The organism is Arthrobacter sp. ISL-72, from assembly GCF_018613755.1.
Lineage (GTDB): Bacteria > Actinomycetota > Actinomycetes > Actinomycetales > Micrococcaceae > Arthrobacter.
On sequence record NZ_JAGGPP010000003.1, the window covers coordinates 66,037 to 79,411 of the forward strand.

Consider the following 13,375-nt stretch of genomic DNA (forward strand, 5'->3'; position numbering starts at 1 on the left):
TCCGGATTTCGGTACCGCCGAAGCCGGAGGGGCAGCCTATTTCTAGCTCTCACCGCCGCTGGCGGCGCCTCCCGGAAGGTACTCCGCCGGCAGTTCCGCGACCGGGACAATCACCATGTCCTGGACCTTCCAGTCAAGGTCAATACAGGCGTTCCGGGCGCTCTCCAACTGCTCCATGGACGGCATCTTTCCGTCCTGGGGGACCACGAAGGACTCAACGTGGAACACGTGCCCTTCGTCCCGGATCCTGGATTTGGCCGTGTCCGCCCAGTCCAGGCCCGAAAGGTAGGCGTCAATCCGGCTCCCCAGGGGATGCGGTTCGGCGTCGTCGTAGGTCCTGGCCCGTTTATCCATGAGGCCGGAAATTGCCGCCCGGGTGTTGCGGACGCCGTCGTGGAGGATGCTGGCGGAGATGACCAGTGCGGCCACCGCGTCAGCCCACCACCAGCCCAGGCCGATGCCCGCCACGCCGACAGCAGCCGCGACCGCCGTCATCCAGTCCGCCTTGTTCATGTCCGCGTCCGCGTAAAGCACCTTGTCGTGCAGCTTCTCGGCCAGTTTCATCTTGACGTGGCCCAGATAGACGGGCGGTCCTGCCGTCAGAAGCATGGCAAGGATCATCACCCAGCCCAGCCAGACGGTCTGCCCGAAGAGGTCGAAACCGCCGATGGTCGGATGCTCCGCGGTCACCAAACCGATGCCGGAGTCCACGATCAGGTAGGCGCCCATCACGGTCAGGGCCACCGCGGCCACCACATGCGCGATGCCCACCGCACGGTGAAAACCGTAGGGGTGTTCCTCACTGGGGCGCCGGCGGATGGTGCGGGAAGCAATCAGGAAAGACAGCGGCGGCAGGAAGGACAGCAGGTCCTCCACCCACGCAGCCTTCATGGCCTGCGAGTTGCCCAGAACCGCGTAGACCAACGCCGTGCTCGCGGCCAGGAAGCCCAGCGTGATCCACTCGAACTTCACCGCCTTGCGCAGGGCGGCCCGTTGTTCCTCAGGCAGCTCGGTGTGGCCGAAGCGGACGGCACCCCGGGCAGCGGACGGTTTCACTTCGGAGCCTTGGCCATGAGGAATCTGTCCAGCTCGAGCAGGAAGGCGTTCTCTCCCTTGGCCACGAGCATCACGTGCTTATGCGTCTTGCCGCGGCTGTCTTTCGACTCCGTGTACGGGCGGGTGAGCCCGGCCTCCTTCTCCCAGGGGGTTTCGTCGTTCAGGCCCCCGATCACCAGGTCCAGCTCACCGTGCTTCAGGTCGGCAGCCAAAACATGCTCGGTGCCGACTGACCACTTGATCTCAGCGCCCAGCCGTGACGCGAACTCCCGGATCAGGGCGGGCTCACTGCCCTCGGGTTCCCCGCTGGCAGCCACGGTGACCCAGTCGTCGTTTTCGCTGGCGCCGACCCGCAGGACGCCTCCGCTAACCCGGTCGAGCGTGCCATCCGGGTCCGCGGGGAAGGAGGTTCCGCAGGACGTCAGCGTCAGGGCGGAGATCAGCACCGCGGCTGCGAACGGCTTATTCACCTGCCTCTTTGGCAGCCTCGGGGTCTTCCTCGGGTTCAAAGGTATTGCCTTCGTCGGTGGCACCAATCCCTACGCCCTGATCGGAGTCGGGAATTGTTCCCTCACGGCCCCGGCCATGGCTGGCCTTGTCCTTGCCCTCCGCCGGCTGGCCGGATTTATTCACGTCCATCGTCCCTCCTTAACGCCGTTGGTTTCTTCAAAGTAACAGCTTGGACCCCAAAAGATAAGGCTACTGACCTTCCCCGGTGAAGGTTCAGGAGGTGGTACCAGGGGGCCTTAGGCTCCCCGCCGCAAGCCCGCGCGGGCCCTAAGCTCCCCGCCGCAGGATTTTGCGGCACAGGCGTTCGGCGGCGCCCATGGCCCGGACTGACACAGCCCAATAGACAACGCCAACGGCGAGGGAGGCCGCCACAGCCAGCATCTTGTCGATTTCCCTGACATCCTGGAATACGGCCCAGTGAGTTACGTATGCGTACAGTGAGGCGCTCGCGAGCACGCCCACGAGGCGGTGCAGGATCGCTGGCAGGGGAATCGCGGGCAGCCATGCGAGCAGCAGGATGCCGGCGACGATCGTGGCCTCGCGCCAGGGGTTGTCGAAGTACCCGGGCAGGGTGGCGGCAGTGAGAGCGGAAAGCACCAGCCGCTGCGGCACGGTGCGGGCCCGGGCAAAGGCCCAGCCCAGGGCAAACAGCCACAGCACCGGCCGGGTATGCAGGATGTCGACGCCCAGCAGGCCGTACCTCGCCAACAGCCCCGCCCCGAAAAGTGCTACGGGGAAGACGAGCGGGAAACGCTTCTCCGCCCGGTCCGCCCAGGGAATGGCCAGAAGCGCGATCATGCCGACCAGCACGTACACCAGTACTTCCACGAACCAGAAGTGCCACGCGTCGGTCCAGTTTGCGGGGCCGATCATGGTGTTAAGCAGCACGAGGTTCGCCGGCGTGTAGTTGATCCTGTCCGAGAAGAGCATCACCGCGCCGATGAACGCTACGGTGGGGATCACCACGCGGGCAAGGCTGCGCAGCTGGCGCCGAAGCCGGGGGATGCGCTCGCCGCCCAACTGGAAGCGGGCAAAGTTGTAGCCCGCCAGTGCCATCAGGATGTGGGCCGTGCCCGGCCATTGGATCAGTTCCACATGGGTGCTGATGATGACGACGATCGCGACGGCCCGGAGCACAATGCTGGTATCCAATGGTGCGAGCAGCCTCGTCCGGCGGCGTTCCGGCTGCCTGCCCATCAGGTCCCGCACCGGCGTGACGTGCCAGTTGGAGGGGAGGCGTCCGCCCAACGCCTTCTCGAGCCGGACTGAGGCTGCAACGTAGGACAGCGAATCACCGCCCAGTGAGACGAACGTGTCGTCGTCGCCGATGTCATCCCGCTCCAAGGCGTCGGCGAAGATCCTGCGGACATCGGCGGGGCCGTCGCCGTCGGTCTTGGGACCGGCGGCCGCGAATGACTTCGCGGCCGCCCCGAGTGCAAGGACGGCCTGGTAGTCCGTCTTGCCCGTGCCCAGGCGCGGCAATTGTTCGACGCTGTGAACCTCCACTGCGTCCCGCGGGAGCCCGAACTCGCGCGCCAGCAGTTTTGCCAGAAGCCCCGGCTCGTGGTTGCCAGTAACTGCAACTACAAGCTGCCGGTCCGTGCCGGCGCATGCGGCGGTAACGCCGAGGCCGGCAAGGTTTTTCTCCACCTGGCCGAGGTCGATCCGCAGGCCCACGATTTTCACGAAGCGGCTCCGCCGGCCCACCACTTCGTACAGCCCGTTCCGGTGCCGCCGCGCGAGGTCACCCGTGCGAAGTTCATCGACGGTCCGGCCGGCCGCCAGGTCCGCAGGCCGTTCCGCGTAGCCCAGCATGACGTTCGGACCGGTGTACACCAGCTCGCCGTCTTCCAGCCCAGGCACCGGGTCGATCCGGAAGTCGCCGCCGGGCACGGGCACGCCGATGGTTGTGGGATAGGCCGCAGCCAACGACGGCGGCAGGTAGGCCATCCGGGCAGTGGCCTCGGTCTGGCCGTACATCACGTACAGCTCCCAGCCGTCGCGGCGTCCCTGCGCTGCGTAACGCGTGACCGTGGCCGGGTCAAGGCGGCCTCCTGCCTGCGTGATGTAGCGGAGGCCCGGGAGGTCCTTCCCGGAGAATCCGGCACGGTCCAGCAACTCGAACGTGTAGGGCACGCCCGCGAAGGAAGTGGCCCCGGAGTCGCTGAACAGCTGCCAGAAGCAGTCATCCACCACGGAGAGGCTGGTCAGCACCAGGCCGGCGCCCTGGAGGAGGTGGCTGTTGATGACGGAGAGCCCGTAGCAGTAGTACATCGGCAAAGTCGTCATGGCCCGGTCGGCGCTGCTGATGCTCAGATATTCGGCGATGGATGCGGCGTTCGACTGCAGGTTCGCCTGCGAAAGCCGCACCAGTTTGGGGGAGCCGGTGGACCCCGATGTACTGAGCAGCAGTGCCAGGTCCGGGTGCAGTTCATGGCGGCTCACGGGCCGAAGCTCCTGCAGCTCTGCCCCGGAAGGCCCCGGCCTGACAATGACGTCAGGGTCGTAGGCCGCCACCAGCGACCGGACGGCGGAGTCATTTTCGGCCGGCGCGAGGATCAGCGGGTGCCCGGCCACCAAGGCGCCAAGGTAAGCCACCAGGGATTCCAGGCTGTTGTCCGCGGCAAGGAGGGCAAGCCGCCTGGCCGTGCCCAGCCTTGCGGCAAAATCGTCCACGCGTTGGGCCAGCTCACGGTAGCTGACGGCACGTCCGCCGGTGAGGACGGCGGTGCGGTCGCCATGCGCGGCAAGATCCGAGGCAAAGGCGACCCCGGCGAATTCTAGGGGGAGAGTCACTCAGTCAAGGTAAAAGATAGGCTTGCCTAACTTCAACTGGACTAACGCATTCGCCCGTACTTTACACGGGTTGGTCGTATTTCCGGTGGACCTCGCAGGGCGCGGTTATGGCGTACGGCCGGCGTAGCGGACGGCCATTGAGCCGCCGCGCCCCATCCGATATCGTCAAGGCGACAGGACCGCCCTGGGTCAGCTGGGTGCAGTCACCGGCCACCAGAGAGCAGCCTCCCGTGTCTACCGAGCACTCCGCAACACTGTCCGCCCAGGCGGTTTCCGACCCGCGTCCCCCGCTCGAACAGCGCCTCGATCCGGCGATCCGTAAACTCGCGGTGGGCGTCTGGACCGCGGAACTGATCGGCGATGAACTGGCGAACGTCAGCTATGCGGGCCGGCCCGTGCTGCGTGCGATCAAGGCCGTGGTCCGGGACCACGAATGGCGCACCTTTGCGCCGTCGGTCCGGGATATGGCGGAAGTGAAGGACGACGACGGCATCAGCCTCAGGCTCCACGTGGACTACGCGGCACCGGGCACAGCAGGCCCCGCCTTCGAGGCCATGCTGTTGCTCCGGCTCACCCCCGCCACCGTGGAGGTGACGTTCTCAGGACGGGCGAAGGTCCCGTTCAGGCGGAACCGCATCGGACTGGTGGTCCTCCACTCCACCAGCGAAGCCGGGCGGGAAGTCAGCGTGGTCTCGCCGGACGGCATGGTGACCACAGGGGCCTTCCCCACGGATATCCGGCCGGACCTGGTCTTCACGGACATCTCCTCCATGGAGTGGGCCGACGCCGGGACCGCCTTCGACCTGGGTTTCTCCGGGGACCTCTTCGAGACCGAGGACCAGCGGAACTGGAGCGACGGCTCCTTCAAGACGTACAGCACCCCGTCGGCATTGCCCATCCCTGTCGACGTTGCCGCGGGGGACACCGTGCACCAGTCGGTCAGCCTTGAGGCCCTCAGCATCGAGGCGCCGGACAGCCCGGCCCCCGCCGTCGACGAACCGGCGGCCTTCACGGTCGGAGAGCAGGCGGGAACGGTCCCGCCGCTGGCGCTGTTCGTCGACTCGGCAGAGGCAGGTTCCGGGTCTTCCGGTGAGGATGCGCAACTGCAAGGCATCGACGCCGTCCTGGTGGAACTGTACGAGCCGCGGGAAGCGTGGCCTGCCAAGCTTGCCGCCGCCGTCCGTCAGGCCGACAGGCATGGGGCAGCCCTCGACGTCCGGATCGTGGCGGCTTCCGCCGACGCCGTGGCCGAAGCCCTCAGCGCAGCAATGGGCGGATCGCTGTCCCGGATCGCCCGGCTTGGCCTGTTCAATCCCGATACCCACTGCACGGATCCGGTAGCGTGGACTGGGCTGAAAGAGTCGCTGAGGGAGACGGACTTCCGGGGACAGCTGCTGGCCGGCACCCGCTCACACTTCACCGAACTCAACCGCTGGGCCGCCGGCGGCACTCCCGTTCCCGCGGGTGCCGATGCAGTGACATTCAGCCTGTCGCCGCAGGTTCACAGCACGGAGATCGCGCACATCGTTGAGACTGTGCCCGTCCAGCGGCTCGCCGCGGCCAACGCGCTGAAACTCGGGGAAGGGCGCCCCGTGCATGTCGGACCCATCACGCTCAAGCCCCGGCTGCACGCCCCGGACCAGCCGTCCGACGGCGATGAGCTCCAGGACCACAGCTTCACGGCGGCGTGGACACTCGCCAGCTTGCAGGCCCTGACGCTGGACGGCGTGGCCTCAGTAACCTATTTTGAAGCTGCAGCGCCGCGGGGCATCGCGGCAGCGGACGGCACACTCAATCCCGTAGGGGAGCTGCTCCGGAAGCTCGCGGCGTGCCAGGGGGATCCGGTGCTCGCCGCCGGGCTCGACCCGGTGCCGGGTTCTGCAGCCAAGAGCCCGGTCACGGTCTACCCGGTGCAGTCCGGCGCCGGCCTGCAGCTGTTCCTGGGCAACCTCAGTCCCCGCGAGGCCACGGCGAACCTGTCCCTGCCGGGCGGTGCCAGTCCGGTGGCGGCGGACGTTGCGGTGATCGGTGCTTCCGCCGGTGCGCACGCGCACGCAACTCCTGCGGACGACGGCGCCCTGGCAGTAACGCTGGGACCGTGGTCCACCGCCGTCGTCACCTTTCCCGGCCGCGCCTAGCTCCTTCGCAGCAAACCCGATTAGCGCCTAGCCCAGGAGCGTGTTGACCAGCCGCGCGGCCACCCTGGCCGTGCGCTGGTCGATGTCGAACTTCGGGTTCAGCTCCGCCACGTCCAGATGCAGCAGTTTCCCGCTCGCTGCCACCTGCCGGCACACGGCGCTGATCACCGGGAGCGGAACCCCGTAGGCCGCCGGCGCGCTGACGCCCGGTGCCACGGCGGCGGGCAGTACATCCAGGTCGATGGTCAGGTAGAGCACGTCCACGGTGTCCAGGAAACCGGCCACGAACTGCCGGGTGGCCTCCTCGGTGCAGTCCTCATCCAGGAGATACTTCACGCCCAGCTGCTCGGCCGTATTAAACAGGGTGCGGGTGTTGTTGGGTTCGGAAATCCCGACGACGGCGTAGTTCAGCCTGCGCTCGGCGGCCTCCTCCGCACGGGCCATCTGCAGGAAAGGAGTGCCCGAGGAAGGTTCGGGTGCATCGCGAAGGTCGAAGTGCGCGTCCAGGTTCAGCACGCCCAGGCGCTTTCCGTCCCGGAGAGCCGCGGAACCGGCCAGGCCGAGGTAGCTGGCGAACGCTGTCTCGTGGCCGCCGCCCAGCACCACGGTGAGGTTGCCGGCGTCGAGCATTTCGGCGACTGCCAGCCCGGCGCGGGCCTGGCCTGCTTCGAGCGCATTGTCCCTGACAGTGACGTCGCCGGCGTCGAACACCTCGCGGGGGAGGTGGAAGGCGTGCGGGCCTAAGGCGGCACGGATGGCGGCGGGGGCGGCGGCGGCACCCACCCGGCCCTTGTTGCGGAGCACGCCGGTGTCGCTGCTGAAACCGAGAATGACGGCGGGTCGGCCCTGCGCGGCGTGGCCCGGTTCCGCCGTGCTCGATTCCGCGGCTTGCGGGTGTGGGGCGGCTGGTTCGTGGCGGTAGGGCTTGACGGCCTGCCACCAGCGGCGGTGTTCGGCTTCGTCGCCGTCGAACCGGCCCCTCCAGGTGAGCGGGGGGATATCAACTGTCAGGGCTGTATGGGGCATAATCCAAGCTCACCGCAGCGGAGCCCCGAAAACCAGCCCGGCAGCCGTCGTCATGTCTGGAATTCAAGAACCTCCGCATCCGTGAACGGCAGGCGCTATGGTGGAGCAATCACTCTCTGGGACCGGGTCACGTGGGCTGTTCCGGACCGTGCACCCGTCGAGGCCGGAGAACAGCACCATGTTTGAAGCCCCCAATTTACTGTTTGCCGCCGCGGGCATTGCGGTTTTCATCGCTGCCGTGCTGCCCAAGCTGTTGAGCAACATGCCTTTTTCAATGCCCATGGTGTTCCTCGGCGCGGGGATGGGTGCCTTCGCCCTGATTCCCACTCTTCCCGATCCGGACCCGATCGCGCACAGCGACTTTGTCCTGCACCTCTCGGAAGTCTGCGTCATCATTTCCCTCATGGGTGCAGGGCTGGCGCTGGACCGGCCGGTAGGGCGCAAGCGCTGGTCCACCACCTGGCTGCTCCTGGGGATCGCCATGCCGCTGTGCATCATCGGCCTGACCTTGCTGGGCCTATGGTTCCTGGGCCTTGGCCTCGGTGCTGCGCTGCTGGTGGCATCGAGCCTGGCGCCCACGGACCCAGTGCTCGCCTCGGAGGTGCAGGTGGGCGAACCTGCCGACCACGACGATGGCGCCGAAAAGGAGGATGAGGTGCGGTCGGCCTCACCTCCGAGGCCGGACTGAACGACGGGCTGGCTTTTCCCTTTGTCTACCTGGCCATCGCCATCAGCGTTGCGGGTTCGTCGCCGTCCGCCTGGTTCCCGCAATGGTTCGGGGTGGACGTGCTGTGGCGGCTGGCCGTCGGGCTGCTGGTGGGCTTCCTCACCGGCAAGGTGCTGGCGCGGCTCTTCTTCTCCGCACGCCGGGAAAGCCTGCGGCTGTCCAACCATTCGGAAGGCTTCGTGGCGCTCGCCGCCACCTTCCTGGCATACGGCCTTGCCGAAATGCTTGAGGGCTACGGCTTTATCGCAGTATTCGTTTGCGCGGTGACCATCCGCGCCGCTGAACACACCCACGGCTACCATCGCGTCCTGCACTCCTACGTGGAGCAGTTGGAACGGCTCCTGACCGTGGTGATCCTGGTCCTGCTTGGTGGGGCCATAGCCCGCGGGCTGCTGGCCGGGATCGGCTGGGGAGAGCTGCTGGTGGCTCTGGCGTTCCTGATAGTGGTGCGGCCGCTGGCCGGCTGGGTGGGACTGCTGGGCGGCAAGACCGGGCCGCGCGAGCGGATCGCCCTGTCGTTCTTCGGAATCCGCGGGATTGGCTCGCTCTACTACCTCTCCTACGCTCTTAGCAAAGGTGAGTTCGGCGGCCAGGCGGAGTGGCTGTGGGCCTTCATAGGGCTAGTGGTGGCATTGTCCATCGTGATCCATGGTGCCACCACTTCACCCCTGATGAACCGCCTGGACCGGCTCCGGGTAAAGAAGGCGCGCGCCGTTGCCGGTGACGAAGGCCTTGCCCCTAACACTCCGGTGTAGCCCCGACACTTCTAGTGCATGCCGAGTGCCTGCTCCACCGGGCCAATGCCGAAGAACAGCAGGAAGGCGGCGGCCACGGCCCACATGAGCGGGTGCACGTCGCGGGTCCGGCCCGTGAAGGTGCGGATCAGCACGTAGGCGATGAACCCGGCGCCCAGGCCGTTGGCGATGGAGTAGGTGAACGGCATGAGGGACATGGTGAGGAACGCGGGAATCCCGATGCTCCAGTCCTGCCAGTCGATCTTGCCCACCTGCGAAACCATCATGAAGCCGACCACCACCAGGGCGGGAGCCACGGCCTCGAACGGGACAAGGTTGATCAGCGGGGTGAAGAACATGGCCACGAGGAACAGCAGGCCGGTGACGATGGAGGCCAGTCCGGTGCGTGCGCCCTCGCCGATGCCCGCGCCGGACTCAACGAAGAGCTGGTTGGAGGAGACGGACGCCCCGCCGCCCACGATCGCGCCGAGCGCGTCAACCTGCAGCACGCGGTCCACGTTGGGGATGTTGCCGTGTTCATCAACCGTTCCGGCCTCGTTGGCCAGGCCCACCATGGTGCCCATGGCGTCGAAGAAGATACTGAGCAGGATCACGAACGCCAGCAGCGCGGCGCCCACGAAGCCCAGGTGTTCGAACGCGCCGACGGGATTGGCCCTGCCGATCAGCGACAGGTCCGGGGCGGACCACTCAGAGAACGCGGGGGCCACCAGGGACCAGCCCTGCGGGTTGAACTTGCCGTCGCTGACGCTGGGACCGATGTGGAGCGTGAATTCCAGGACCATGGCCAGCAGGGTGGAGGCAACAATCCCGATCAGGATGGCGCCCTTGACCTTGCGGACCACCAGTGCGATCGTCAGGATCAGGCCGAACACGAACACCAGCGTGGGCCAGCCCAGGAGCTTGCCGTCGAACCCGAGTCCGACCGGAACCGTGGTGTTGGCGGCGTCAGGGATGCGGCGGACAAAGCCCGCGTTGACCAGCCCGATCAGTGCGATGAACAGGCCGATGCCCACCACGATGGCCGTTTTGATCCCGTCCGGAACAGCCCGGAAGACCGCGGTGCGGAAGCCGGTGAGGACCAGGATCAGCATCGTGACGCCGGAGATCACCACCAGGCCCATCACATCCGGCCAGGTCAGGCCCGGGTTCGTGGCCACCGTGACAGCAACGAAGGCGTTGACGCCCAGCCCGGTGGCCAGCGCGAACGGATGCTTGGCCCAGGCTCCCATCAGGATCGTCAGGACGCCTGCCACGAAGGCGGTAACGGCCGCGACAGCGGGGAATCCGAGGGTTGCGCCGCTGGAATCTGCACCGGAGAGGATCAGCGGATTCAACACCACGATGTAGCTCATGGCGAAGAACGTGGCAAAACCTCCGCGGATCTCGCGGGAGAAGTTTGACCCCCGTTCGGAAATCTTGAAGTACCGGTCCAGTGCAGAGCCCTGCTTAAGCATTAGTCCTCCGGGGGAAGTGGTGGGGATTACTTGAATCCTAGTAGCTTGCCGGGTTCCACTCCCGCGATTTCGCCTAGGCTGTAAGGAAGCCAACACACAGGAGTAGCCCCGCCATGCGTCCCATCCGCCAGCTGCTGAGCGCCCTTCTGGGGGCGCTGCTTTTTTCGGCCGCTCTGCTGTCCGCCGCCGCGCCCGCCTCAGCCCACGACGCCGCTGAATCGAGCAGCCCGGCCCAGGGTGCCACTGTGGCCACCCCGCCCGAGAAGGTCTCGGTCACGTTCAGCAACGATCCCCTGGCCCTGGGTTCCCAGATCCAGGTGAAGGATGCGGCAGGGGCCAACTGGGCAGAGGGCCCCGTGGAGATCGTGGACAACGTGGCGTCGCAGAAACTGCGCGCGGGCGCCCCGGCGGGCGAGTTCACCGTGCTGTGGCGCGTGGTCAGCTCCGATTCGCACCCCATTGAGGGCACCTTCACCTTTACGGCCACCGCCGGAGCCGCAGGTTCAGCGCCGGCAAGCACGGGGACGGGGAGCACGACGGCGGCGGGTCAGGTCCCGACGGCAGGTACTGCCGAGCCCGGCACTACAGCGGCCCCCGAGCCGGCCCCCGATGCTTCGGAGCCATTCCCGTGGAGCCTGGTGCTGTTCGTTGGAACTGCCGTGGGCATCCTGATCGCGCTGGCTGTGCTGGCGAGGCGCAACCTCAAGTCCCCCGACGACGAGGTCGACCAGGAGTAGTAGGTTCGCGAGCCGTAGGCTCCCGCCGGCCTAAGCCGGGGATCCCCTACGCGGGCGATGGCAGCGCGGCGAAGCTTCCCGTGAGGACTGAGGGGACGCTGTCCGGGTGGACCTTGGCGGAAATGGCCTGCCCAACAACCTTGGCCTGGCGCAGCACTTCCCGGGGCGTGGGAGTGATGAGTTCGCCCACTCCCACAAGATAAATGCCGATGGCGCGCATGGCGGCCGCCAGGTTCTGGCCCAGGGCCAGACCCAGTCCGGCGAGCATCCGGCGGAGCTGGCTGTGCGCGCCCCGGGTCAGCACGATGTGGTGCGCCAGCAGGATGCCGTCGGGAGTGTGGACCGCCCACTGGTGCACGGAAGGTCCGGACAATTCGGTCCCCAGCAGGTTCAGTCGGACGGCCCGGGTGTTGCTGCGGATGTCCAGGTTGTGGCTGCTCGCGTAGTTCCGCAGGTGCCGGAGGATTTCGTTCCGTTCATGCAGGGAAGCCGAGTTCGGGGCATCGCAACGGGGGAGGGCAACGGGGTTGGCGGACTGTGTCCCGCCCAGGGTTTCGAGCGCGTCCACGGTGATGGAGTCCACGCCCCGCCGCCGGAGCTCACTGGCAACCGCCAGGCCCGGCAGCCCGGATCCGATGATCACCGTGGTGGTCTGTTCGGTCCCGGCACAAGTTGGCATGCTCGACACTGCTGGCTCCTCCTCGAATGGTTCACTGTGCAGATCTCGTCCTTCTGCACCTTCCGAAACCCCCAAAGTCCGGCTGCCGCGCACAAAGCTGGAATGTGTTCTGAAACACATATCTCAGATTCGCAACGCCTCGACAATACAGAACTTTCGGGGCTCTGGATAGCCTTTGCCGGACATTCGCTAGCCCAACAATCTCACACCCGTAATTCTCTTCATGGGAGGTGGGATCTCTATGTTTCCGTGGGGTTAAAAGTGGGAGCAAACTTGTCTGTACAAAGGCTCTCCGGGCGGCGCGGGAGGGCGCTTGATTACTGTCGGGCAACCGAGAATAGTGGGTTAAAAGAGCGGATCTTCAGCCAGTAGCGGCCCGCGGCCTCCGGTGCACCCGGCAGAGGGCCACTTCTGGCAGAATAGCGGCAACATCAGGCAGTATCGCGAGGAGGCGGACCCCATGGGCCGAGATCAGGTGCACCCGTCAAAGGATGACGACGGCGGTTCTGCCGCCCCCGAGGGGATCGTTGTGGGCGTGGACGGCTCCGACCATAGCCAGTGCGCGCTCGTCTGGGCCGCCCGCGAAGCTGAACGCCGCCGTCGTCCGCTCCATATCGTCACTGTCTACTCCGTGCCGATCTTCGCGGCGTCCGGCCTGGACGGCGGCTACGCCACCGTTGACGACTCGGTGATCCGCGAAGGCGCCGAGGCCATCCTGAAGCAGGCACTGGACAAGGTGGCTCCCTACGACATCGACGTTGACGCCTCCGTGGAGAACGGCGACGCCTCCGGCGTGCTGCTGGAGATGTCCGAATCCGCCGAGCTGCTGGTGTTCGGGACCCGCGGCAGGGGCGGTTTCGTAGGCAGGCTCCTGGGATCCGTCAGCAGTGCCCTCCCGGCCCACGCCAAGTGCCCCACAGTCACTGTGCCGCTGATCTGCGCCGACCGCCTGGGTGAGACCACGGATGACAAACACATCAAGGCCGAGCAGGCCAAATCCGGCCACCAGCCCGTTGAACACGTGGTGGTCGTAGGCGTTGACGGTTCCGAGCAGGCCCGCGTTGCAGTGCTGGAGGCCGCCGACCAGGCCGAACGGCTCGGCGCGCCGCTCCGCGTGGTGTGCGCCGTGCCGCAATACAGCGGTTCGCTGGCGTGGGTCCCCGCGCCCATGGACAGGGAAGCCCTGTTTGCTGATATCCGCGTCCAGCTCGATGCCGGCGTCGCCTGGCTGAAGAGCCACTATCCCAAGTTGACGGTGGAAACCCAGCTCGTGGACGGATCCCCCGTCGACGTGCTGGTCGAAGCCAGCCGGCACGTCGAGCTGGTGGTTCTGGGAACCCGCGGCCGTGGCGGCTTCACCGGAATGCTGCTGGGGTCCACGTCGGACGGCGTCCTTCACCACGCCAAGGGGCCGGTGCTGGTTGTTCCGGACCGGGAGGATCCGCGGCTGGCGGACCGTGCCAGCTTCGGGCCCATGCTCGGCGCAGCCTAATTATT

10 protein-coding genes and 1 pseudogene are annotated in these 13,375 nt (G+C 66.7%); 4 read left to right on the forward strand and 7 right to left on the reverse strand.

The window, feature by feature from the left end; all coding sequences use genetic code 11:
* Positions 1–42: 42 nt before the first annotated feature.
* From J7I92_RS02350 to J7I92_RS02365, 4 genes are all read right to left on the reverse strand, one after another.
* Positions 43–1,056, reverse strand: coding sequence for a cation transporter (locus tag J7I92_RS02350; RefSeq protein ID WP_311380046.1), 1,014 nt, complete (start codon positions 1,054–1,056; stop codon positions 43–45).
* Entirely contained in the window at positions 1,053–1,526 is a 474-nt protein-coding gene (locus J7I92_RS02355) for a transporter substrate-binding domain-containing protein (protein WP_214836839.1), read from the reverse strand. The genes J7I92_RS02350 and J7I92_RS02355 overlap by 4 nt, the downstream gene beginning before the upstream one ends.
* The gene (locus tag J7I92_RS02360; protein ID WP_214836842.1) at positions 1,519–1,695 is read right to left on the reverse strand and encodes a hypothetical protein; all 177 of its coding nucleotides are present in this window, start codon (positions 1,693–1,695) and stop codon (positions 1,519–1,521) included. The genes J7I92_RS02355 and J7I92_RS02360 overlap by 8 nt, the downstream gene beginning before the upstream one ends.
* 138 nt (positions 1,696–1,833) lie before the next feature.
* A complete protein-coding gene (locus J7I92_RS02365; protein ID WP_214836845.1) occupies positions 1,834–4,362 on the reverse strand; it encodes an AMP-binding protein in 2,529 nt (842 codons plus the stop codon).
* A 230-nt stretch (positions 4,363–4,592) separates the two neighbouring features.
* Between J7I92_RS02365 and J7I92_RS02370 the strand changes: the two genes are divergently transcribed.
* Complete coding sequence (locus J7I92_RS02370; protein ID WP_214836848.1) at positions 4,593–6,500, forward strand: hypothetical protein; 1,908 nt, start codon at positions 4,593–4,595, stop codon at positions 6,498–6,500.
* 27 nt (positions 6,501–6,527) lie between these two features.
* On the opposite strand, the gene hutG is transcribed toward J7I92_RS02370, so the two are convergent.
* Positions 6,528–7,526, reverse strand: a complete 999-nt coding sequence (hutG, locus tag J7I92_RS02375) for a formimidoylglutamase (RefSeq protein ID WP_214836850.1) — start codon at positions 7,524–7,526, stop codon at positions 6,528–6,530.
* A gap of 178 nt (positions 7,527–7,704) precedes the next feature.
* On the opposite strand from hutG, the pseudogene J7I92_RS02380 reads away from it, so the two are divergent.
* Positions 7,705–9,008 (forward strand): annotated as a pseudogene (locus J7I92_RS02380) (cation:proton antiporter).
* An 11-nt stretch (positions 9,009–9,019) separates the two neighbouring features.
* Here the strand turns inward: J7I92_RS02380 and J7I92_RS02385 are convergent.
* Positions 9,020–10,462: an NCS2 family permease gene (locus tag J7I92_RS02385; RefSeq protein WP_214836853.1), complete on the reverse strand. Its 1,443-nt coding sequence runs from the start codon at positions 10,460–10,462 to the stop codon at positions 9,020–9,022.
* Between the two features lie 113 nt (positions 10,463–10,575).
* On the opposite strand from J7I92_RS02385, the gene J7I92_RS02390 reads away from it, so the two are divergent.
* Positions 10,576–11,199 carry a copper resistance CopC family protein gene (locus tag J7I92_RS02390; protein ID WP_214836856.1) on the forward strand — a complete coding sequence of 208 codons (624 nt, stop codon included), beginning with the start codon at positions 10,576–10,578 and terminating at the stop codon, positions 11,197–11,199.
* A 46-nt stretch (positions 11,200–11,245) separates the two neighbouring features.
* On the opposite strand, the gene J7I92_RS02395 is transcribed toward J7I92_RS02390, so the two are convergent.
* Positions 11,246–11,878: an FAD-dependent monooxygenase gene (locus tag J7I92_RS02395; RefSeq protein ID WP_214837097.1), complete on the reverse strand. Its 633-nt coding sequence runs from the start codon at positions 11,876–11,878 to the stop codon at positions 11,246–11,248.
* Positions 11,879–12,338: 460 nt separating this feature from the next.
* Between J7I92_RS02395 and J7I92_RS02400 the strand changes: the two genes are divergently transcribed.
* Complete coding sequence (locus tag J7I92_RS02400; protein WP_214836858.1) at positions 12,339–13,370, forward strand: universal stress protein; 1,032 nt, start codon at positions 12,339–12,341, stop codon at positions 13,368–13,370.
* Positions 13,371–13,375 lie beyond the last annotated feature (5 nt).